23 protein-coding genes are annotated in these 21,224 nt (G+C 64.8%); 7 read left to right on the forward strand and 16 right to left on the reverse strand.

All coding sequences use genetic code 11. The features are described 5' to 3' along the window. Positions 1–7 precede the first annotated feature (7 nt). Genes DWF74_RS04630 through DWF74_RS04650 form a run of 5 tightly spaced genes read right to left on the reverse strand, consistent with a single transcriptional unit; the run spans position 8 to position 4,852 of the window. On the reverse strand, positions 8–2,041 hold the full coding sequence (locus DWF74_RS04630) for an LTA synthase family protein (protein ID WP_115580473.1): 2,034 nt from the start codon (positions 2,039–2,041) through the stop codon (positions 8–10). Positions 2,042–2,090: 49 nt separating this feature from the next. Then, the gene (locus tag DWF74_RS04635) at positions 2,091–2,702 is read right to left on the reverse strand and encodes a hypothetical protein (protein WP_115580474.1); all 612 of its coding nucleotides are present in this window, start codon (positions 2,700–2,702) and stop codon (positions 2,091–2,093) included. Continuing rightward, the gene (locus DWF74_RS04640) at positions 2,702–3,997 is read right to left on the reverse strand and encodes a sialidase family protein (protein WP_115580475.1); all 1,296 of its coding nucleotides are present in this window, start codon (positions 3,995–3,997) and stop codon (positions 2,702–2,704) included. Before DWF74_RS04640 ends, DWF74_RS04635 begins: the two co-directional genes overlap by 1 nt. A gap of 43 nt (positions 3,998–4,040) precedes the next feature. Continuing rightward, on the reverse strand, positions 4,041–4,586 hold the full coding sequence (locus DWF74_RS04645; protein ID WP_115580476.1) for a cytochrome b/b6 domain-containing protein: 546 nt from the start codon (positions 4,584–4,586) through the stop codon (positions 4,041–4,043). Then, on the reverse strand, positions 4,586–4,852 hold the full coding sequence (locus tag DWF74_RS04650; RefSeq protein WP_060840094.1) for a PepSY domain-containing protein: 267 nt from the start codon (positions 4,850–4,852) through the stop codon (positions 4,586–4,588). Before DWF74_RS04650 ends, DWF74_RS04645 begins: the two co-directional genes overlap by 1 nt. A 170-nt stretch (positions 4,853–5,022) precedes the next feature. Between DWF74_RS04650 and DWF74_RS04655 the strand changes: the two genes are divergently transcribed. From DWF74_RS04655 to DWF74_RS04665, 3 genes are all read left to right on the forward strand, one after another. Beyond that, entirely contained in the window at positions 5,023–5,685 is a 663-nt protein-coding gene (locus DWF74_RS04655) for a response regulator (RefSeq protein ID WP_115580477.1), read from the forward strand. Further along, positions 5,682–7,064 (forward strand): ATP-binding protein, encoded by a 1,383-nt coding sequence (locus tag DWF74_RS04660; RefSeq protein WP_115580478.1) that lies wholly within the window; start codon positions 5,682–5,684, stop codon positions 7,062–7,064. Before DWF74_RS04655 ends, DWF74_RS04660 begins: the two co-directional genes overlap by 4 nt. A gap of 97 nt (positions 7,065–7,161) precedes the next feature. Next, entirely contained in the window at positions 7,162–7,707 is a 546-nt protein-coding gene (locus DWF74_RS04665) for a hypothetical protein (RefSeq protein WP_115580479.1), read from the forward strand. Positions 7,708–7,773: 66 nt separating this feature from the next. Here the strand turns inward: DWF74_RS04665 and DWF74_RS30540 are convergent, their stop codons facing one another. The 10 genes from DWF74_RS30540 to DWF74_RS04710 all read right to left on the reverse strand — a co-directional run bounded on the left by DWF74_RS30540 (position 7,774) and on the right by DWF74_RS04710 (position 17,654). Then, positions 7,774–8,709, reverse strand: coding sequence for a hypothetical protein (locus tag DWF74_RS30540; protein ID WP_205413479.1), 936 nt, complete (start codon positions 8,707–8,709; stop codon positions 7,774–7,776). Further along, positions 8,710–9,441, reverse strand: a complete 732-nt coding sequence (locus tag DWF74_RS30545) for an alanyl-tRNA editing protein (protein WP_205413480.1) — start codon at positions 9,439–9,441, stop codon at positions 8,710–8,712. A 273-nt stretch (positions 9,442–9,714) separates the two neighbouring features. After that, a complete protein-coding gene (locus DWF74_RS04675; RefSeq protein ID WP_115580480.1) occupies positions 9,715–10,488 on the reverse strand; it encodes a 1,6-dihydroxycyclohexa-2,4-diene-1-carboxylate dehydrogenase in 774 nt (257 codons plus the stop codon). A gap of 142 nt (positions 10,489–10,630) precedes the next feature. Continuing rightward, positions 10,631–11,644 carry a benzoate 1,2-dioxygenase electron transfer component BenC gene (gene benC, locus DWF74_RS04680; protein ID WP_115580481.1) on the reverse strand — a complete coding sequence of 338 codons (1,014 nt, stop codon included), beginning with the start codon at positions 11,642–11,644 and terminating at the stop codon, positions 10,631–10,633. Between the two features lie 10 nt (positions 11,645–11,654). Then, complete coding sequence (benB, locus tag DWF74_RS04685; protein WP_115580482.1) at positions 11,655–12,143, reverse strand: benzoate 1,2-dioxygenase small subunit; 489 nt, start codon at positions 12,141–12,143, stop codon at positions 11,655–11,657. Further along, positions 12,140–13,504 (reverse strand): benzoate 1,2-dioxygenase large subunit, encoded by a 1,365-nt coding sequence (gene benA / locus DWF74_RS04690; protein ID WP_115580483.1) that lies wholly within the window; start codon positions 13,502–13,504, stop codon positions 12,140–12,142. Before benA ends, benB begins: the two co-directional genes overlap by 4 nt. A gap of 626 nt (positions 13,505–14,130) precedes the next feature. After that, positions 14,131–15,087, reverse strand: coding sequence for an AraC family transcriptional regulator (locus DWF74_RS04695; protein ID WP_115580484.1), 957 nt, complete (start codon positions 15,085–15,087; stop codon positions 14,131–14,133). A 136-nt stretch (positions 15,088–15,223) separates the two neighbouring features. Next, on the reverse strand, positions 15,224–16,153 hold the full coding sequence (gene catA / locus DWF74_RS04700) for a catechol 1,2-dioxygenase (RefSeq protein WP_060840106.1): 930 nt from the start codon (positions 16,151–16,153) through the stop codon (positions 15,224–15,226). 51 nt (positions 16,154–16,204) lie between these two features. Continuing rightward, the gene (gene catC, locus DWF74_RS04705; RefSeq protein WP_016966965.1) at positions 16,205–16,495 is read right to left on the reverse strand and encodes a muconolactone Delta-isomerase; all 291 of its coding nucleotides are present in this window, start codon (positions 16,493–16,495) and stop codon (positions 16,205–16,207) included. A gap of 10 nt (positions 16,496–16,505) precedes the next feature. Further along, complete coding sequence (locus DWF74_RS04710) at positions 16,506–17,654, reverse strand: muconate cycloisomerase family protein (RefSeq protein WP_162884074.1); 1,149 nt, start codon at positions 17,652–17,654, stop codon at positions 16,506–16,508. Positions 17,655–17,779: 125 nt separating this feature from the next. On the opposite strand from DWF74_RS04710, the gene DWF74_RS04715 reads away from it, so the two are divergent. The 4 genes from DWF74_RS04715 (at position 17,780) to DWF74_RS04730 (ending at position 20,410) form a co-directional block, all read left to right on the forward strand. Then, positions 17,780–18,688, forward strand: coding sequence for a LysR family transcriptional regulator (locus DWF74_RS04715; RefSeq protein ID WP_047305299.1), 909 nt, complete (start codon positions 17,780–17,782; stop codon positions 18,686–18,688). A gap of 102 nt (positions 18,689–18,790) precedes the next feature. Further along, complete coding sequence (locus DWF74_RS04720) at positions 18,791–19,291, forward strand: RDD family protein (RefSeq protein WP_115580486.1); 501 nt, start codon at positions 18,791–18,793, stop codon at positions 19,289–19,291. A 36-nt stretch (positions 19,292–19,327) separates the two neighbouring features. Beyond that, the gene (locus tag DWF74_RS04725) at positions 19,328–19,663 is read left to right on the forward strand and encodes a DUF6388 family protein (protein ID WP_115580487.1); all 336 of its coding nucleotides are present in this window, start codon (positions 19,328–19,330) and stop codon (positions 19,661–19,663) included. 42 nt (positions 19,664–19,705) lie between these two features. Then, positions 19,706–20,410 (forward strand): YoaK family protein, encoded by a 705-nt coding sequence (locus tag DWF74_RS04730; RefSeq protein ID WP_115580488.1) that lies wholly within the window; start codon positions 19,706–19,708, stop codon positions 20,408–20,410. Positions 20,411–20,422: 12 nt separating this feature from the next. Here DWF74_RS04730 and DWF74_RS04735 read toward each other — a convergent pair whose 3' ends face one another. Next, a complete protein-coding gene (locus DWF74_RS04735) occupies positions 20,423–21,172 on the reverse strand; it encodes an SDR family oxidoreductase (protein WP_102864743.1) in 750 nt (249 codons plus the stop codon). Between the last annotated feature and the right edge of the window lie 52 nt (positions 21,173–21,224).

Consider the following 21,224-nt stretch of genomic DNA (forward strand, 5'->3'; position numbering starts at 1 on the left):
AGCGGTGTCAGCGAACGTTGCGAAACAACATCAACCGCGCCCCCTCATGCATCCCCCGCGTCAACTCCAGTAACCGTTCAAACTCCTGCGGATGCTCCTGCGCCACATCCTCCCGCGGGGTGCTCGACGCCAAATCATGCAAGGTCGCACCACTGCCGTCGTGCTGCATCTGCAACAAAAAATCCTTGGTCACGCCGCCAATCACCGGAAAGGTCCCTTCCCTCAATACCAGCGGCACCACCCGCTCCCCCTCCGGTGCAGGCTGTTGTATGTCCCGCCCCATGGCGCCATTGGTGAAGGGCATCCCGGCCATGCCGGCTACGGTGGGCAGCAGGTCGGCGAGGCCGACGGCTTCTTCGATCACTCTGGGCTGCAACATCCCTGGCGCATGAATCAGCAGCGGTACGTTGTTGCTTTCCAGCCCTAGCTGTTCAAACGCGGGGGCCATGTGGGGGATCTGGCTGATGCGGGTGTTGTGGTCGCCGAAGAACACGAAAATCGTGTTGTCGTAGTAACCGCCCGCCTTGGCGATCTCCATCAAGCGGCCGATGTTGAAGTCCAAGAGGCGCACGGCGTTGTATTGCGCAAGGCTCCGGGAACCGGCGGCCTGGACCTGTTCCAGGGGTAGGTCCTGAGCTTGGAAGCCGTCGTTGTCCTTGGGAATGGTAAACGGGCGGTGGTTGCCGGAGGTTTGCAGGTAGGCGAAGAACGGTTGGTCCTGGGGGATGGCGCGCAGCAGGCGGTCGCTTTCCTTGAACAGGTCGAGGTCGGAGATGCCCCAGACGTCCACCAGGGGCGATTGCCAGTGGCTTTCGTCGTACAGGCGCACGTTGTCGATGCTCTGGCGGATCAGGCCGTTGATGTTGGCCCAGCCGGCGTTGCCGCCGATCAGGTAGAGCCTGTGGTAGTCGCTGAAGGCGTTGATCAGGCTGTGTTGGCGGGTGATCAGCGGCTGGCGGGTGGCGGTCTCTTGGCGGGTGACGTCGGGCACGCCGGTGATGCTGGCCCACACGGTCTTGGCGGTGCCGGTGACCGGGACGTAGAAGTGTTTGAAGAACCAGCTCTGGCGGGCCAGGCGGTCGAGGTTGGGGGTGGGGTTGAGCGGGTTGCCGTAGGCGCCCACGGCGCTGGTGCCGAGGGATTCGAGCATGACGAAGATGACGTTGGGCGGCCGGGGGCGGTCGATGCGGTACGGCTGCACGCCTTGTTGGCGGGTGAAGTTCAGGCGCTGTGGGTCCGGGTGGTCGACGCCGAGGTAGCGGGCCAGGGCCGGGTAGTGTTGGCGCACTTGGGCTTCGTCGTACTGGGCCTGGCCGGCCTTGAGGGTGTCGTAGAAGAACAGCACGGGGTTCAGGCCCAGGGCGGCGATCTGGCTGTTGCCGGAGAAGTAGGCATCGCTCCAGCGCAGGGGCACGGGGTTTTCCAGGTTGAGGTTTTCTACCCGGCCCAGCAGGGCGAGGAACACGGCGGCGATGCCCAGGGCACTGACGCTGGCCAGGGACCAGCGGCCCAGGGGTTGCGCTGGGCGGTCGAGGGTCAGGCGTTCCAGGCGCAGCAAGGCGTAGCAGCACAGGGCCAGGGTGCTGCCCCAAGCGAGGACGATCCACAGCACCGGGTAGCTTTCCCAGAGCATTTGCCGGGAGATCTGTGCGTCGTCCAGGTAGCGCAGCACGGTGGCGTTGATGCGTACGCCCAGGTAGGCGTAGTGGCCGAAGTCGATGATGTACAGCAGCCCTACCCCGCCCAGCACCAGCAGCAGGTAGGCCCGGGCCAGCCAGCGCAGGGCCGGCAGGCGCAGCAGGTTCCAGCGCGGCAGCCAGGCCAGCAGGGCCAGGGGCAGCAGTAGCAGCAGGGTCAGGCGCAGGTCGAAGCGCAGGCCGATGCCGAGGGTCTGGAGGATGGCCTCGCGCTGGTCGGCGGCGCTCAGGTCCACCCCGGAAAACCCCACGGCGAACAGCAGCCGCAGCAGTGCCAGCAAGCCGAATACCAGCCCGATTGCGCCCACGCCGTAGCGCAGGCGGCGTGATTGCAACCCGCCCATCATTGACCTCTGTGTGGTGTTGTCGAAGGCCGCGGCGCGGCCGGTTGGTTTACCCGGCAAGGGGCTGCCGGTGGCTGCGCTGGTTGACGCGGCGCCACAGCCACAGCAGCAGACCGCCGCTGCCGGCGATCAGGCAGTAGCCCGCCAGCAGCGGGTCCAGCAGGTAGTCCCAGTAGTTTTCCGAAGGCTTCAGGCGCAGGGCGAAGGCCAGGGTCCCGGCTGCCAGCATCAGTACCCCCAACAGGTTGCGCTGCCACAGCAGCACCAGCGCCGCCAGGCCCATCAGCACGATCATCGGCCGTGGGTTGTAGCCCCAGCGGTAGGGGTCGAAATAGGTCAGGCCCAGGGTCGCGGGGTACAGGCTCAGGGTCAGGCCGATAAACAGCAGCAGGACCTGCACCCGGTGTTTGGCTGGCAAGGGCGCAATCACCCCCAAGTGCCGCAGGCTGACCCAGCCCAGCAGCACCAGGGTGCTGATGGCCAAGTCATCGGTGAAGCTGCGCACATAGGCCGCCAGCGGCAGTTGGTTCAGTGGAATGAAGCTGACCAGGGCCAGCACGGGCAGCAGCCAGGGGCGCCAGGGCGCGGTCAGGCGCAGGCTGCCAAGCAGCACGAAACCCAGGAGGATAAAACTCAGGTGGGCTTGCCACAGGGACAGCATCACAGGCGCTCCGCCAGCCACGCCGCGTTGAAGCTGACGTGCTTGATAAAGGTGTTGTTCCAGGAATAGACCAGGTGGTACAGGCCGTCCGCCCCGCGGCTGAAGTAGGGGTATTCGTACTCGAAGTCGCAGCCCTGGGGCTTGCACACCCGATAGTCGAGGTTGCTCAAGAAGCGCTGTTCCAGGGGCAGGCGTCGGGCGCCGCTGGAAGCGCGGAAGCCTTCACCGATGATGTCCTTGTAGGCCTCGTGGGAAAACGGCTGGCCCAAAGGGTCGGGGGACTGGTCCAGCTCCACCAGCGGGCGCCATTGGCTGAGGCCGGCGTCGGTGCCGTACAGGCTGAGTCTGAAACGCCCGTCCTGCAGGTCGTTGAGGGCCACCAGCAGGCCCTGGTCGTCGGTGCCCACTGCCGCCAGGGACGAGTTGGGGTTGGACGGTTGCAGCGGATAGGGCTCGCTCCAGGTCTGCCCGGCGTCTTCGGTGCGGCTGGCCAGGACCTTGTGGTGGGTGTCGCCGGCGTAGCGCAGCATGGCCACGGCGCGACGTTCGTCCAGGGGCACGATGGTCGGTTGCAGGGAGTGCTTGCCGCGGCTGATGCGGAATTTGTCGATCACCGCGCCATCGGCGCTCAGGTACAGGTACTCGGCGAACTTGCCCATGAACTCGTGGTACACCGGCAGGCCGATGGCGCCGTCGGCATGGAACACCGGCGCGGCGCGCACCAGGGTGCTGATGTTGAAGAACGGCGAGGTCACCAACTGCCGCGGCGCCGACCAACTGCGTCCCAGGTCGTCGGAAACCATCAGGTTGATGGCGCTGGTGGCCCAACCGCCCACCGACACCGAAACGTAGAACATCCACAGGCGCTGGTCCGGGCCCAGGGCGATCACCGGGTTGCCGAGCTTGCGGATATAGCGCCCGGTGCCGTCCCGGGTCGATTCGCGGGTGGCCAGCACCTGCTCGGCGCCCCACTCGCCAGTCTTGGCGTCAAAGCGTGCGCTGCGCACTTGCACATCGGCGGCGCCCTCTCGGGAGCCGGCGAACCACACGGCCATCAGGTCGCCGCCGGGCAAGGCGGTCACCGAGGACGAATGCACGAAGTCATCCAGGTCCGAGGAGACGAAGCGGCTGTTGTATTGCGGCGTACTGTCGGTCGTAGCCGTATCGCTGCTGACCGCAGCCTGGGCAAACGGCGCCAGTTGGTGAGGCGGATGGCTGCGCCAGGCGGCGATAAAGACGGCGGCCAAGAGCAGGCTGCTGCAGATGAAGCTCAGGCGAAAGGACAGCGCACGCATAAAGGAGCCCGTGGCAAGTGCCGGTTGGGAACAAGGGAAAACGTCAGCGCCGCTCAGGACCCGGCAAGGGTCGGCGGCGGCCGGTGAGCATCGACAACGGCAGGTTGTCGCGCACTTGGAAGCTTTCAAAAATCGCCGCGCACACATGCAGCAGCACCAGGCCCAGCAGCACATCGGCGCTGGTTTCGTGCACCTGCAGCGGCCAGTCGGCGCCCCACAAGGCATCGACCTCCTCCATCAAGAAACCGCTGACGCCGATCAGCACCAGGGCCAGCAGCATCAGCAGCATCACCAAAGCCCCGAGGGGTGAATGCCCCAGGCGGTGCTCGGGGCGCCCGGCCCACAGCGAGCGCAGATGCCGCGCCAGCCGGGCCCGGGTCGGCCAGAAGTCGGACCAGCGCGCACTGCGCGGCCCGACAAATCCCCAGACTGTGCGCAGCAGCAGCCAGGCCATGGCGTAGTAGCCCAGCCAGACGTGCCAGTCGTCACCGGCTTCATTGAAGAAGTAGTTGCCGATAAAGACCCCGGCGATGGACAGGTGAAACAGTCGCACCAGCGGGTCCCACAGCCGCAGGGACGCGTGCGGCATCAGCCTTTGATCTCGGTCTTCACCGCCTTGCCGGTCACCGGGTCGTGGTAGATCTCGACCTTGCGCTGGTCCTTGTCGAAGCCGTAGATCTCGTAGCAGTTGCCGTCAGTGACCTTGAACTTGCTGATCTGGTAGCCCTGGGCCTTGAGCTGGTCCTGGAAGGCTTGCGGGTCTTGCCATTGCGAGCGTTCGGCGGTGGTGCATTGCGGGCCGGCGATGGCCAGGGGGCTGGCGAGAACCAGGGACAGCAGCAGGACTTTGCGCATAGAGAAACGCTCCGGTAATGGGGGAGATTGCACTGTGCAAAACCAAGCTTAGTGAAAGCTTAGTTGGCAACGCGCGGTAACATTTTCACCGCCTAAAACCCCTGCCGGCAGCCCCTGGCCGGCGTCATCATGCGCCCCTTCCCTGCCCCCCGCCCAACCGAGAACACCCCATGCGCCTGCTGCTTGTCGAAGATGATCGTGCCCTCGGCCAGGGCATCCGCGTGGCCCTGAGCGCCGAAGGCTACACCCTGGACTGGCTGCAGGATGGCGCCAGCGCCCTGCATGCCCTGCGCACGGAAAGCTTCGACCTGTTGCTGCTGGACCTGGGCCTGCCGCGGCTCGACGGCCTGGAATTGCTCCAGCAATTGCGCGCCGCCCGCCAGGACCTGCCGGTGCTGATTCTCACCGCCCGCGACGGCACCGCCGAGCGCATCGCCGGGCTGGATGCCGGGGCCGACGACTACCTGGTCAAGCCCTTCGATGTCGAGGAATTCAAGGCCCGGGTCCGCGCCCTGCTGCGCCGCAGCCAGGGTCGTGCCCAGCCGCTGCTGGAGCACGCCGGTATCTGCCTCGACCCGGCCAACCAGCAGGTGCAGTACCACGACGCCGAGGTGGTGCTCACCCCCATGGAATACCAGTTGCTGCATCAGCTGATGGTGCGCCCGGGCAAGGTGGTGACCCGCGAACGCCTGTCCCGGGCGCTGTACGGCTGGCAGGACCGGGTCGAGAGCAACACCCTGGAAGTGCTGATCCACAACCTGCGCAAGAAGCTCTGCAGCGAGCTGATCCGCACCGTGCGCGGCGTCGGTTATGTGCTGGAGCTCAAGCCATGAACTCGGTGCGCACGCGGATTCTGCTGCCGGTCCTGGTCCTGGTGCTGCTGGGGGATTTGCTGATCAGCTGGCTGGTGCTGCGCGACAGCCACCATGAAATCGAAGAGGTCTACGACGCCCAGCTGGCCCAGAGCGCGCGGCTGCTGCAAGGGGTGCTGCGCCAGCGCGACCCGGCTCAACAGACGGACGCGGCGGACTGGGAGCGCCTGCACCAGGCCTTCGACCAGGCCATGAGCCGGGTCGGTGTGGACGGCGCCGCCCACCCCTATGAAACCCGCCTGACCTTCCAGGTGTGGCGCGACGATGGCCAGTTGCTGATGCGCTCCGCCGAGGCCCCGCTGCTGGAGGCGCCGCCCACCACCCTGGGGGCCCACGACATCCTGGAAAACGGCAGGGACTGGTGCGCCTTTCTCCTGGCCGACCCGCAGCAGGGCCTGCTGATCTGGGTCGGCGAACGGGATGACATTCGCCAGGACCTGATCCAGCGCATCGTGCGCCATACCCTGTGGCCGACCCTGATCGGCGTGCCGCTGCTGGCGCTGCTGATCTGGCTGACCATCGGCTGGGGCCTGGCGCCACTGCGGGCCATGGCCCGGGCCATTCGCGGGCGCAGCAGCGACACCTTGCAGCCGCTCGGGCTCAAGCCGTTGCCCCAGGACCTGGAACCGATGCAGACCGCCCTCAACCAGTTACTGGCGCAGATCGACAGCCTGCTGGAGCGCGAGCGGCGCTTTATTGCCGACGCCGCCCATGAACTGCGCACGCCCCTGGCGATCCTGCGGATTCACGCGCAGAACGCCCAGAGCGCCGGCAGCCCGGAGCAACGCCAGGAAGCCCTGGATTTTCTGGTGAGCGGCGTCGACCGCGCCACCCGCATCGGCAGTCAGCTGCTGACCATGGCGCGCATCGAGCCGCAGCTGAGCAATCCGCGCCTGAGCCGCATTGACCTCAGCGCCCTGGTGCGCGAAGAGCTGGCGGAGCTGACGCCTTTGGCCCTGGAGAAGGATGTTGAACTGGTGCTCGAAGGCGACGAAGGCTGCCTGATCGACACCGATCCGGTGGCTTTGGCCATTGCCCTGCAGAACCTGGTGACCAACGCCCTGAACTTTGCCCCCGCGGGCAGCGAGGTGCGGGTCGGCCTGCGGCCCCAGGCCGATGGCGCGATGCACCTGTGCGTGGAAGATGCCGGGCCCGGCATCAATGAAGAGGAGCGCGGACGTTTGCTGGAGCGTTTCTACAGCCAGGGCAACGCCCATGGCGCCGGGCTGGGGCTGGCGATTGTGCAGATGATCGTCAGCAAGATCGGTGGCCGTCTGGAGTTGCGCAATCGGCCTGAGGGCGGGTTGTGTGCGTTGTTGCGGCTGGGGCCAGCGCTTTAGTCGGCGGCGCGAAGGGCCTATCCTGTGCGCCGCTCGGGAATCGGGGGGCTGGCGGCCCCTCCGCCAGCCGCATGAAATAACAATCAGGGAGCCCCCCATGGCCATGCCGGAACGGCTGAAACCAACACCCGCGACGCCGAAAATACGGGCGTTGATGAAGGACTTGCTCAACCAGATCCTCGACCAGATCTGGAACAACCAGGAACGGGAAAGCCCCGAGATCAGTGCGCTGATCCAGCAATGGAACAGCCACGCCGGCCGGCCTTTCGAGTTCCACGAATTTCGCGACATGCACAGCCATACCAGCGCGGCGAACTTTCTGCGCACGGCCTTTCATCAAGAGCGCTACGTTGACGACCTGAGCTTCGACGAAGCGTGCGCCGTGGCGGATTTCATCTGCCAGTGCGAAGGCACGGAGTCTGATACGGACTACGCCCTGGGCCTGTTGGAAACCAACTTCCCCGAAGCCAATGCCTCGGACCTGATCTTCTGGCCCAACGCGTGGTTTGACGATGAAGACCTGTTGCATATCGAGCTCAGCTCGGCGCAGATCATCGGTTATCTGATGGCGAAGTCTTCGCGGCCTTTGCAGGACGCGCCGCCCATCACCCTGCCCTATGCCATTCCCCAGAACAGGTCATAGCGCCGCCTGGGCCGTCTCCACCCGCAGCTCGGCTGTGGCCACGGGTGGCAGCGGCCAGCGCCTGCTTCATCCCCGGCTCTTTTTCTTCGATCGCCCCGCGCGCCCGTCGTACTCCGGGCGGCCCGACACCACCAGCCCGAAGAAGTAGGGATCAGCCCCTGGGTCTTCCAGTTGTCCGGAAGATTTGTTGTGCACTTCGATCACCGAAAACAGATCGACAAGACGGTCCTGGATCTCTTCGATGTCCGCCGCTTTGAGCGTGACCATCGCGCTGTACTTGAATGATCCGGACACATTGAAATATTCGCTTTGCTCGGGCTTGGTCAACGATCGATCGATCTCGTGACGCAGGAACCGGTCCTTGAGCGCCAGGGCCTCTGCGGTTCTGGGCATTCTCAAGGTGGGGGCATGGCGCACGAAGGGTGACCGCGGGGTGCTGCGCTCCTTGGCCACAAGGCTCAGGAAGGCTTCGGTACGCGCGTCGTAGGCCAGGCCGAGCTGCTGGCACACCGCCTGGATTTCGGCCACCGAGGCGCTGTCCACCATGTACAGATAGGTCATCAACGGCAGCAGTTCGAAGTGTTCCTTGAAGGCTGCAATGATCTCTTCGGTGACGATGAACTCACGTTCGTAGCGGCTCAGGCTCAAGGCGCGGCGCAGCAGCTTGGAGTCGTGTTCACGCACCTCGAGCATGGCGGAAAGATCCTTGATCTCCACCCCTTTGCCAAACAGCATTTCGTGCACGGGGGCCGGCAACAAGTCACGAAAGTAATGCCAGTAGTAATCGAAGCTCGACTTGCTGGCGGGGACGATGCCCAGTTGGTCATGCAGTTCGACGGCTGACTCAAGGCTCAGGTGCTTGCGTCCTGCCTCGACGTCCCGGTAGTGGTTGGCGGAAAACGGAATGTTCACGGTTTCCAGAAAAGTTGAAATCTTTAGGTGGCCGCTTTCGAGGCGCAACTGGGTGAGAAACGCGCCAAAGGCCTGCTGGTTCTCCGACATTTACTCAACCTCTACCGCGAACGAAACAGCGACCCGGGTGGTGTTCTTCCTGAGTTTCATGCTGGCAGTGACGGCCCCTATCTCTCGTGTATTGCCGACATGCACGCCACCACAGGGGATCGACCACTCGCCGCATTGCCACCAGCGATAGCCTGGTCCTTTGCCGGTGTCAGCCTGGGTTCTGACGGCATGACCGGCCGCGCAAAAGCGATTCAACTCTTGCGTGGCACGCTCCAGGCTCTGCTCATCGAACTCGCCCGTGAACTCATAGTGATTTTCCCCGCCCTGGTCATTCAACGGCGAGCGGACCGGGTGTGGAATCGAGCGCCCCAGTGTCTGCTCCAGCAGGCAGTGCATCAGGTGCATGGCCGAATGAATGCGCATCTGCTGATAGCGCAGGGACCAGTCCAGGGTCGCCGTCACCCCCTGCCCCGGCACCAGTGATTGCAGTTGCCCGAACCCGGCGTCATCCAGCTTCAGGTAATGCCTGATCTCGTCGTCCTTCCTTTTGGTGGTGGCGATCTCGATCACCTGCGGCACATCAGCGGCCCCGGGTTCGCTGAGGGTCAGCAGCCCCCGATCCCCCAGTTGGCCGCCGCCCTGGGGATAGAACACCGTCTCGCTCAATAGAGCGAAGGGCACACCCGAATCGTCCCGTTCAAGCCGGTGGATCTGGCATTGCACGGTTTGCAGGTAGGGTTGCTGATGAAACAAAGGAAGGGTTGGGTTCATGTGTGCCTCGCGTCCTTGAGCATTCACGGCCGGCCGGGGATTCCCATGAACAGCCGTTGCCTGTGTGGTGCATTAAGAACCATCTGCCGATGAATATTCAACCCCCGGATTAATAATAAATCCCCAGGATTAATTTTCGGCGCACACAATCCCCAACCTACCTCTCGTGCGAAAGCCAATCCAATACGCGATTGCCGTAAGAGCCGGCTTGCCGGCGAACGCGATCTCTCAAGCCGGCTCCTACAGGTCGGTCAGTCAGCAGCAGGTTGACCCTCAGCCCTGGTCGCCGCCGCCCACCGGCAGCACTGTGCCGGTGATGTAGGAGGCTTCGGCGGAGGCCAGAAACAGGATGGCTGCGGCTTGTTCGTCGATGTTGCCGTAGCGTTTCATCAGGCTGCTGTCGAGGGTCTGATCGACGATCTGCTGGTACCAGACTTGCTCCTCAGGGCTTTGTTCAGCGCTGTTGCGCGGAATGCGCCGCGGCGGGGCTTCGGTGCCGCCCGGAGCGGTGGCGTTGACCCGCACGCCACGGCCGGCGGTTTCGAAGGCCAGGCAGGCGGTGAGTGCGTTGATCCCGCCCTTGGCCGCGCCGTAGGGCACGCGGTTGAGGCTGCGGGTGGCGATGGAGGAGACGTTGACGATGGCCCCGCTGCCCTGCTCCAGCATCTGCGGCAAGGCGGCGTGGCAGCACCACAAGGTCGGGAACAATGAGCGACGGACTTCGGCTTCGATCTGCGCGGGCTCGTATTGTTCGAAGGGCTTGGCCCAGATGGTGCCGCCGACGTTGTTGATGAGGACATCGAGGCGGCCGAAGTGGGCGATGGCCGCCGCCATGATTCGGCTGCATTCGCGGTACTGCTCCAGGTCGGCGGTCAGGGCCAGGACCGGGAAGCGTGGGGTCAGTTCGGCGGCCAGTTCGAAGACCAGTTCGGAGCGGTCCACCAGCACCACGCGAGCGCCCTCTTCGGCCAGGCGTTCGGCAACGCGACGGCCGATGCCTTGGGCGGCGCCGGTGACCAGGGCGACTTGGTTGTGGAAACGGTTCATGGAAACCTCGTGGATGCAAAAAGATGGAGAGCACGCCACCCGACGTAGGAGCCGGCTTGCCGGCGAAGGGGCCCTTGAGCCTTGCAGCGCCCTTGTCGACGCCTTCGCTGGCAAGCCAGCGCCTACAGCGGCGAGGCGCCCTTCAGGCGGCGCTGGCGGCGAACTTTTCGTAGTAGAAATTCGCCGGGGCGATGCCCTGCTCGCGGATGAACTGGCTCACCGCCTCGACCATCGGCGGCGGGCCGCACAGGTACACGTCCACATCACCCTGGTTGAGGTGCACCGGCTCGATGTGCTGGGTCACGTAGCCCTTGCGCGGGTACTGGCTCTCGGGGTTGGCCACGCAGGCGCTGAAGCTGAACTGCGGGATGCGCGCGGCAAAGTCTTCCAGGCGCTCCAGCTCCACCAGGTCGAAATCGTTGGTCACGCCGTAGATCAAATGCAGCGGATGCTCACTGCCCTGCTCGGCGATTTTCTCCAGCATGGCGGTGAACGGCGCCAGCCCGGTGCCGCCGGCCAGCAACAGCAAGGGCCGGCGAATATCCCGCAGGTAGAAGCTGCCCAGGGGCCCGGCCAGGGTCATGCTGTCGCCGGCTTTGGCAAGACCGGTGAGGAAGCTGCTCATCAGGCCGCCGGGCACATTGCGGATCAGGAAGCTGACCTCACCGTCGCGCTGCAAGGAGCTGAAGGAATAGGCCCGGGTCTGTTCGCTGCCGGGCACCCCGAGGTTGACGTATTGCCCCGGCAGGAACGCCAGCTGGCTCAGGGCCTCGCCCTTGATCGACAGGGCAATGGTGCTGTCGGACAGCTGGCGCACCGCGCTGATGTTGGCCTGAAAGATGGCCTGCCCGGCGCGGCAGACCTGGGACGAAGCCGGCACCCGCACCACGCAATCACCGAGGGCGCGCATCTGGCAGGTGAGGACAAAACCCTGCTCGGCCTCGTCGGCGCTCAGAGCGTCTTCGATGTAGTCCTCGCCCAGCTCGTAGCGCCCCGCCTCGGCAAAACATTTGCAGGTACCGCAGGCGCCGTCGCGGCAGTCCAGGGGGATGTTGATGCCCTGGCGGTAGGCGGCGTCGGCCACGGTTTCGCCCGGGTTGGCGTTGACGAAACGGGTGACGCCGTCTTCGAAATTGAGTGCGATTTGATGGCTCATGGCGGTCGCCTCAGAGGTGGTAGATATCGACGACCTGGCGAACGTAGTCGTTCTTCAGGATGACTTTCTTGGCCAGGATCAGCGGGTTTTCGCCGCGCAGGTCGAGGGTGTAGAAGCTGCAGCCGAAGTAGCTGTCCACGGTCTTGTAGCGAAAGCTCAGGGTGTGCCAGTTGAAGCGCAGCTTGCACAGGCCGTCGCCCTGCTCCAGCAGCTCGATATTGCTCAGGTTGTGGGAAGTGCGGGTGTCGGGAATGCTGGCGCTGGAGCGCTCGGTCTTGATGCGGAACACCCGGTCTTCCAGACCGCTGCGGTTGCCGTACCAGATCAGCGAGATTTCCCGCTGCGGGTCTTCGGTCAGCTGGTCACTGTCGTCCCAGGACGGCATCCAGAAGGTCGCGTCCGGGGCGTAGAGTTCCAGCCAGCTGTCCCAGTCCTTGTCGTCCAGGTAGCGGGCTTCGCGGTACAGAAAATCGCGCACGGTGTCGTAGGAAATATTCATTGCACGGCCTCCACTGCGATCTGCCGTGAGGCTTCACGCTCCAGGGCCGCGAGCAGGGTCTGCTGCCAGTACTTGTGCTGCATCACGAACAGGCCTTCGTCCTCGGTGCGCACGCCGCTGAGGATCGGCTGCAGGTCAATTTCTTTGGCGGCCTCGTCCGCTCCCTGGACCCAGTGCTCGGCACCGCGGGACATGTCGTTCCAGGCCGTGGTGCTGCCCTGGTAGCCGAGCTGGCAGGAACGGAACTCCTCCAGGTCGTCCGGGGTGGCCATGCCGCTGACGTTGAAGAAATCTTCGTACTGGCGGATGCGCCGGGCCCGGGCTTCATCGCTCTCGCCCTTGGGCGCAATGCAGTAGATGGTGATTTCGGTGCGGTCCACCGAGATCGGCCGGGCAATGCGGATCTGCGAGCTGAACTGGTCCATCAGGTAGACGTTGGGATACAGGCACAGGTTGCGCGAGTTCTCGATCATCCAGTCGGCCCGGGCCTGGCCGAAGTCCCGGGCCAGCTCGTCGCGGCGTTCGTACAGCGGCCGGTCCTCGGGGTTGGACCAACGAGTCCAGAGCAGCATGTGGCCCTTGTCGAAGGAGTAGAAGCCACCGCCCTGCTTGGCCCAGGTGCCGGCGCTCATGGTGCGGATGTCTTCCCCGGCTTCGCGCTGCTTGCGCTGGTTCTGGGTGGCGGCGTAGTTCCAGTGCACCGAGCTGACGTGGTAGCCGTCGGCGCCGTTCTCGGCGGTGAGCTTCCAGTTGCCTTCGTAGATGTAGCTGGAGGAGCCGCGCAGCACTTCCAGGCCGTCGGCGGACTGGTCGACGATCATGTCGATGATCTTCGCCGACTCCCCCAAGTGCTCCACCAGGGGCAGCACGTCGGGGTTGAGGCTGCCGAACAGAAAGCCGCGATAGGACTCAAAGCGCGCGACGCGGGTCAGGTCGTGGGAGCCTTCGCAGTTGAAACTGGCCGGGTAGCCGGCAGCGGCCGGGTCCTTGACCTTGAGCAGTTTGCCGGTGTTGTTGAAGGTCCAGCCGTGGAACGGGCAGGTGAAGGACGCCTTGTTGCCGGTCTTGTGCCGGCAGAGCATGGCGCCGCGATGGCTGCAGGCGTTGATGAAGGCGTTGAGTTCACCGTTCTTGTTGCGCGCGATGAACACCGGCTGCCGGCCCATGGTGGTGCTGTAGTAGTCATTGGGATTGGGGATCTGGCTGTCGTGGGCCAGGTACAGCCAGTTGCCTTCGAAGATGTGCTGCATCTCCAGGTCGAACAACCGGGGGTCGGTGAACATCTCCCGCTTGCAGCGGTAGACGCCCTGGTCGGGGTCTTCTTCAAGCAGGGAATGCAGGTATTCGGGTCGCAGGGACATGGCCGCCGCCTCCATTGTTTTTATTCAGGCAGGGCCATGCTAGGACGGGGGTTGGCGGGGCAATAGCCGATGCGTGCAGACCTGTATCCGTTTTCTGCAGATTGCCTTGTAGCCGCTGCCGCAGGCTGCGAACGGCCCGAAGGGACGCAAGGATCTCAAGGCCGCTAAAGGTTCGACTGGCGATCGCCAGGCAAGGTCCTGCGGACCTTTTCGCAGCCTCGCACGCTCGGCAGCGGCTACAGGGGTGTAGCCGCTGCCGCAGGCTGCGAACGGCCCGAAGGGACGCAAGGGTCTCAAGGCCGCTAAAGGTTCGACTGGCGATCGCCAGGCAAGGTCCTGCGGACCTTTTCGCAGCCTCGCACGCTCGGCAGCGGCTACAGGGGTGTAGCCGCTGCCGCAGGCTGCGAACGGCCCGAAGGGACGCAAGGGTCTCAAGGCCGCTAAAGGTTCGACTGGCGATCGCCAGGCAAGGTCTTGCGGACCTCTTCGCAGCCTCGCAAGCTCGGCAGCGGCTACAGGGGTGTAGCCGCTGCCGCAGGCTGCGAACGGCTCCGCAGGAGACGCAGGGATCCCAAGGACACCGAAGGTCTGCCGGGTGATCGCCAGGCACAGGTCGGAAGGGCCGGTCAGTGGCGACGCTTGAGGGTGTCGGACGGCCGTTCGCCGTATTGCTGGCGGTAGCTCTGGGCGAAGCGACCCAGGTGGGAAAAGCCGAAGTCCAGGGCCAGTTCGGTGACGTTGCGCACCGGGCTGTGCGGGTCGCTGAGGCAGGCGTGCACCCGTTGCAGTTTCTGCTGGCGGATGTAGTGCTTCGGCGTGGTGCGGACGTTGCGTTCGAACAGCGCGTACAGCGAACGCAGGCTCATGCACGCCTGTTGCGCCAGCTCTTCGCAACCGATGTCGCGCTTGAGGTTGCGCTCGATGTAGTCGGCAATGCGTTCGAAGGTCGCCGCCGAGGCACTCAGGGTGCCGCGCTGGACATTGGTCTGCATCAGGCCCAGCAGTTTGCTCACCAGGATGTGCGCGTAGTGCTCCTGCACCTTGGGCATGGCCTCAAGGGCTTCAGACTCCTGGCACAACAGGCTCAGCAGGGGCACGAAGCCTTCCAGTTCCTGCAGCTGGTAACGCTGGCGCAGAAAGCGCACGCCCTGCCCCGGGTACTGCCAGCGCTGTTCCTGGCAGGCGGCTTCCAGCAGGTGCGTGGGAATCTTGATGATGAATTTTTCGCAGTCGTCGGAATAGGTCAGGTCCACCGGGTCGTCGGGGTTGATCAGCAGCAGTTCCCCCGGGGCGAAGCAGTGTTCCTGGTCGCGGCTGCGCCACAGGCAGTGGCCGCGCAGCAGCACCTGCAGGTGGTAGATGCTTTCCAGCGCCGGCGAGGTGACGCGCACGCTGCCGCCATAGCTGAGGCTGCACAGGTCCAGGCTGGCCAGGGCCCGATGGTTGAGGCTGGCCTGGGGATGGCCCGCCCGGGGCAGGCGGATGCAGTGGCTGCCCACGTGCTGATTGACGTAACCGGACACGGCATGGGGATCGGCTTGAACAAACACGCGGCTGCGTTCACTCAACAGATGCATTTGCATGATCGGGTCACTCTGATGGTGCTTATCAGGTCTGCGTTTCAGGCACGCAACGCAGTCTCGTCAGGCCAGGCATAACGGCAAAAGCCACGGGCACCTGGGTCGGTGCTCCGTGGCCGGGTCAAGCAGGGTCGGCGCTTCAGTCCTCCAGGGCACGCACCCGTTCGTGGCGCTGCTGTTCTTGCGGCTGGGCCGAGGACTGCAGGGTGAAGTCGAAGTGAATTTCCGCGAAGCGGCCGCTCACGCCCAACTCCTTGGCCCGGGCCTGGTCCTCGCTGAAGGTGATCTTGGCGATCAGCTCGTCGCGGGTGGCGTAGGCGAAGTCGTCGTGCAGGTAGGGGTCGCCGTCCAGGTTGATCTGGGTGGTCAGGTGGCGATGGTCATCGGCGGAGATGAAGAAGTGGATGTGCGCCGGGCGCTGGCCGTGACGCCCCAGTTGATCCAGCAGTTGCTGGGTCGGGCCTTCCGGCGGGCAGCCGTAGCCGGACGGCACGATGCTGCGAAAACGGTAGCGGCCCTCGGCGTCGGTGACGATGCGCCGGCGCAGGTTGAACTCCGACTGGCTGCCGTCGAAGTAGGAATAGGTGCCGCCGGTATTGGCGTGCCAGACATCGACGACAGCCCCGGCCAGGGGCTGGCCGGCGGTATTGGTCACCTGCCCTTGCATGAACAGCACCACGCCCGGGTCGAGGCCGTCGTCCAGGCGCGCCTCGCCCTGGCTCAGGGGCGCGCCGGCCACGTACAGCGGGCCTTCGATGGTGCGCGGGGTGCCGCCGGTCTTGCCGGCCTGTTCGTCGGCGGCGTCCATCAGCAGGTCCAGGTAGTGCTCCAGGCCCAGGCCCGCGGCCAGCAGACCGGCTTCCTGGCGGGCGCCGAGGACGTTGAGGTAGTTGACGGCTTTCCAGAACTCTTCCGGGGTGACGTTCAGGTCTTCGATGATGTTCACGGTGTCCCGCAGGATGCGGTAGACGATGGCCTTGGCCCGGGGGTTGCCGCCTTCGGTGAACTGGCCGCTGGCTTCTTCAAGAAAACGCTGGGCGCTGGCAGTCTGGGAAATTCTGACGTTCATGATTAATCCTCATCTTGTATTTATTAGAGTGGTGAACGGGCTGATGCGAACTCAGCGGTCATCCTCATGAATGGACGAAGGATGCCTGCACAGGGCGTTAACTTCGATGGCCATGTACGGGTACAGCGGCAATTGCATCAGGGTGTCGTGCAGTTCCTGCACGCTGTCGACGTCGAACACGCTGTAGTTGGCGTACAGCCCGGCAATGCGCCACAGGTGACGCCACTTGCCTTCGGCCTGCAGGCGCTGGGCCAGGGCCTTTTCCTCGGCCTTCAGTTGCGCGGCGCGTTCGGGGTTCATGTCGACCGGCAGGTTCACGGTCATTTTCACGTGGAATAGCATGCAGCCCTCCTCAGGTGTGATGCAGCACGGGGGTGGTGTTGTCGCGACGGAAGAACGCCAGGCGCTCTTCGTCCAGGCTCAGGCCAAGGCCCGGTGCCCGTGAGACATGCAGGTGGAAATCCCGGTACACCGGCGCCTCGGCGAGGATGTCCTCGGTCAACAGCAGCGGGCCGAACAGCTCGGTGTCCCAGCTCAGTTTGTTCAAGGTCAGGAAGGCGTGGGCCGAGGCCAGGGTGCCGATGCCGCCTTCGAGCATGGTGCCGCCGTACAGGCCGATGCCCGCCGCTTCGGCAATGGCCGCGGTGCGCAGGGTGGCGCGGGGGCCGCCGTTCTTGGCGATCTTCAGGGCGAACACCGAGGCCGCCCCTTCCCGGGCCAGGTTGAAGGCGTCTTCCACGCATTCAATGGATTCGTCGGCCATGATCGGCGCCGGGCTGCTGGCATTCAGGCGCACCATGCCGGCGCGGTTGTTGCGGGAAATCGGTTGCTCGATCAGGTCGATGCCGTTGCCGCCGAGGATGCGGCAGGCGCGCAGCGCCACGGCTTCGTCCCAGGCCTGGTTGACGTCGACCCGCACGCTGGCGCGGTCGCCCAGGGCCTTCTTGATGGCAATCACGTGGGCCAGGTCGCGGTCCACTTCACCGGCACCGATCTTCAGCTTGAAGATGCGGTGGCGGCGCAGGTCGAGCATCTTCTCAGCTTCGGCGATGTCCTTGGCGGTGTCGCCGCTGGCCAGGGTCCAGGCCACGGGCAGCGCATCGCGCACCCGGCCGCCCAACAGCTCGCTGACCGGCAGCCCGAGGCGCTTGCCCTGGGCGTCGAGCAAGGCGCTTTCGATCCCGGACTTGGCGAAGGTGTTGCCGCGGATGCTCTGCTCCAGGCGCAGCATGGCGGCGTTGATGTTGCTGGCGTCCTGACCGATCAGCAGCGGAGTGAAGAAGCGGTCGATGTTGGTCTTGATGCTGTCCGGGCTTTCGTTGCCATAGGCCAGGCCGCCGATGGTGGTGGATTCCCCCAGGCCTTCGATGCCGTCGGCGCAGCGCAGGCGGATCAGCACCAGGGTCTGGTTCTGCATGGTGTGCATGGCCAGCTTGTGGGGGCGAATGGTCGGCAGATCGACGATGATCGTTTCGATCGATTCAATGGCAGAAGCGTGCATGTCCATACCCGTGAGGTTTTTGAAGTTCTGCGCTCGATTCTGTCCCGGCTTTTTCCGGGGTTCCAATATAGAATTGGTCTGGCTTGATACCTTAAAGGTATGCACATCTCTACAGGGGAGCTGTCATGGAATTGCGTCATCTGCGCTACTTCCAGGTGCTGGGGGAAACCCTCAACTTCACCCGCGCCGCCGAACGCCTGCACATCGCCCAGCCGCCGTTGAGCCGGCAGATCCAGCAGTTGGAGGACGAGTTGGGGGTGCTATTGCTGGAACGCGGCCGGCCGCTGCGCCTGACCGCCGCCGGGCGGTTTTTCTTTGAACATTCCAACCGGGTGCTGGAGCAGTTGGGCAAGGTCTGCGACAACACCCGGCGCATCGGCCTGGGGCACAAGACCTGGCTGGGCATCGGTTTTGCTCCCTCGACCCTGTACGGTGTGCTGCCGCAACTGATCCGCCGCCTGCGCAGCAACGAGACCCTGGAGCTGGAACTGGGATTGTCGGAAATGACCACCCTGCAACAGGTGGAAGCCTTGAAGGCCGGGCGCATCGATATCGGCTTCGGGCGGATTCACATCGACGACCCGGCCATCGTGCAGAGGGTACTGACCGAGGATCGGCTGGTGGTCGCCCTGCCCGCCGGCCATCCCTTGCTGGGACAAGAGCTGAGCCTTGAGCAACTGGCCAACGAGCCCTTCGTGCTGTATCCGGCCAACCCGCGCCCGAGCTACGCCGACCATGTGATCGCACTGTTCAGTGCCCGTGGCCTGAACCTGAAGATCGCCCAGTGGACCAACGAATTGCAGACCGCCATCGGCCTGGTGGGCGCCGGGATCGGCATCACCCTGGTGCCGGCCTCGGTGCAGGTGCTGCATCGCGACGACATCGGTTTTTGCCCGCTGCAGGAACCCGAGGCCACCTCGCCGATCATCCTCAGCCGCCGGGTCGGCGAGCCGTCGCCGGGGCTCACCCACTGCCTGCACCTGATTGCCCAACTGCGCAGCGAGATCGGTCGCGAACAGCCCGTGGTCAGCTGACTCGGTGCGGGTGCAGTAGGCCCCCGCCAAAACCACTGCTACTCCCCGCCCTGCGGGGATTACACTGCGCCCGACATGATGGAAAAAACTCTGGAATCGACCATGGAAGTCTCAAGAACCCGACTGATCCTGCGCCGCGCCGCCGCCTTCATGTTCGACCAGGTGCTGGCGCTGGCGGTGTATGTGCTCCTGTCGCTGAGCCTGCACGGGGTGCTGGCGTTGCAGCCGGTCAGACGCTTGCTCGACCTCGCGCAACAGACGGGGCTGGAGCCCTACCTGCACTCAATGCTGTTCATGCTGGTCTGGCCCTTGTACTTCGTGGCCTGGGAGTATTTCTTCAAGGGCCGCACGCCCGGCAAGTGCGCCCTGGACCTGGTGGTGATCAACGCCGCCGGGACGCCGCCGACGCTGATCCAGGTACTGATCAGAAGCGCCACCCGCTATCTGGAGGCCGCGTTCGCCTTTGTCCCGCTGATGGCCTGCGTGGAATCAAGCCGCTGCCAGCGAATAGGCGATATGCTCGCCCGCACCTACGTGATCCCGCACAAGGATCTGCAGCAGATACGCAGTGAAATGCCAGCACACCCCCTGTCCCGGGCTTGAAGCCTGAAGACTGCCCGTTCCCCTCAAGGAGCCCCGATGCCCGCCGATGCCCTGCACCACGAAATAGCCTTGGAAAGATTTCTCGTCGCCCGCCCCGAACTGCGCGAAGCCCTGGACAAGCTCAATCCGCTGGAGGCCCAGGTCAAGGGCGAGACGCCTGAGCAGTACCGCAACGAACGCCTGCATGAAGCCTTTGAAGCCGAAGCCGAGCGCCTGGGGCTGTTCGCCTGGGAGTTGAGCCTGCAACTGACCGCTGCCAGCCCCGAGGAATTCCACGCCCAGCGCCTTGAAGTGCACAAGGAGGTGGCGGAAATGGCCGGCATGCCGTGGGATGAGTATTGCGCCCTGCATCCTCTCGATCCACAACCTTGACCTGCACGCGTCCCCCGTAGTCCCTGTTCAGGAGAACCGACGATGTTGCCTTCGACTTCCACCCAATCGGCCAGCGCCGCCCTGCAGCACACGCAGAAATGGCGCGGGCGGGTCGGCCTCGGGCTGGTGGCTTGCCTTTCGGTGCTGGCTGGCATGACCGACGCCATCGGCTTCATGGCCACCGGGGATTTCGTGTCCTTCATGAGCGGCAACACCACGCGCATGGCGGTGGCCATCAGCGATGGCGAACCGGCCCTGGTGCTGCGCCTGATGCTGCTGGTGGCGACCTTTGTCGTCGGCAACGCCCTGGGCGTGGTGGTCAGCCGCCTGGCCGGGCACCGCGCCCTGCCCTTGCTGCTGAGCATTGGCGCCTTGCTCTGCGCCTCCGCCGCCTGGCCCTTCGAGCAGCAATTGCCGGCCCTGCTGGCGGCCATCATCGCCATGGGCATGCTCAATGCGGCGGTGGAGGAAGTGAACGGCCTGCCCATCGGCCTGACCTACGTCACCGGGGCCCTGTCGCGCTTTGGCCGCGGGCTGGGGAGATGGGTGCTCGGCGAACGGCGCAACGGCTGGCGGGTACAGCTGGTGCCGTGGAGCGGGATGTTCGCCGGAGCGGTGCTGGGTGCCCTGCTGGAACAGCACCTGGGGCTCAAGGCGTTGTATGTCAGCGGGTTGTTTGCAGCATTGCTAGGGGTGGCGTCATTGAAGATTCCGCGCCGCTGGCAACTGGGCTACAAGACCCGCTGAACTGCGCCGCCATCAGTCGAACAGACCGCCGCTGTCGGTATCGATGACGATCGATGACAGGCTGATGTGCCGCGGTCGGGTCAGGGCGAAGACCACCGCTTCCACCACGTCGCGGTTGGTGCCCTGCTCGCCCTTCTGTCGTGCCGGAACCTGCTGCCAGGCCGGGTCCAGCGGCGAAATATCCTCCAGATACGGCGGATGCACACACAGCGAGCGCACCGGCGTGCCCTTGAGCACCTGGCGCAGACCGTCGGCCAGGGCCAGTTGCCCGTGCTTGGCCGCATAGAACGGCAGCGACACGCTGTGCAGGGGGGCATTGGGCAAGCCGCTGATGGAGCCGATGGTGACGATGTCCGGACGCGTGGAGGCCTTGAGCGCCGGCATCAGGCCCTGGGTCAGGAGGAAGGTGCCCGTCAGGGCCGCATCGATCACTCCGGTGACCTCGGCCGCGCTGTGGGGCTGCTCGCTGGCCTCCAGCCACATGGCGCCGTTATTGATCAGAATGTCCACCTGGGGCTGACGCACATGAATCTCCGCCAGGGCCGCCTTGACGCTGTCGCTGCTGGCCAGATCCACCACCACGCAATCGGCGGCCTGGCCGGTGCGCGTCTCAATGGCCGCACTCACCTGCGCCAGGGCTTCAGGGTTACGCCCACAGAGAATCAGTTTGCAGCCCAGGTCCGCCAGACTGATGGCCAGTGCCGCGCCCAGACCACGACCGGCACCGGTGACCACCACCACCGCCGAATTCAAATCCATCATCCCTTGCTCCTTGTCCCAGGTTGATTGAAGGCGCGAGTCTATCCCTGGCCCC

This window comes from Pseudomonas protegens (assembly GCF_003363755.1).
GTDB classification, from domain to species: domain Bacteria; phylum Pseudomonadota; class Gammaproteobacteria; order Pseudomonadales; family Pseudomonadaceae; genus Aquipseudomonas; species Aquipseudomonas danubii.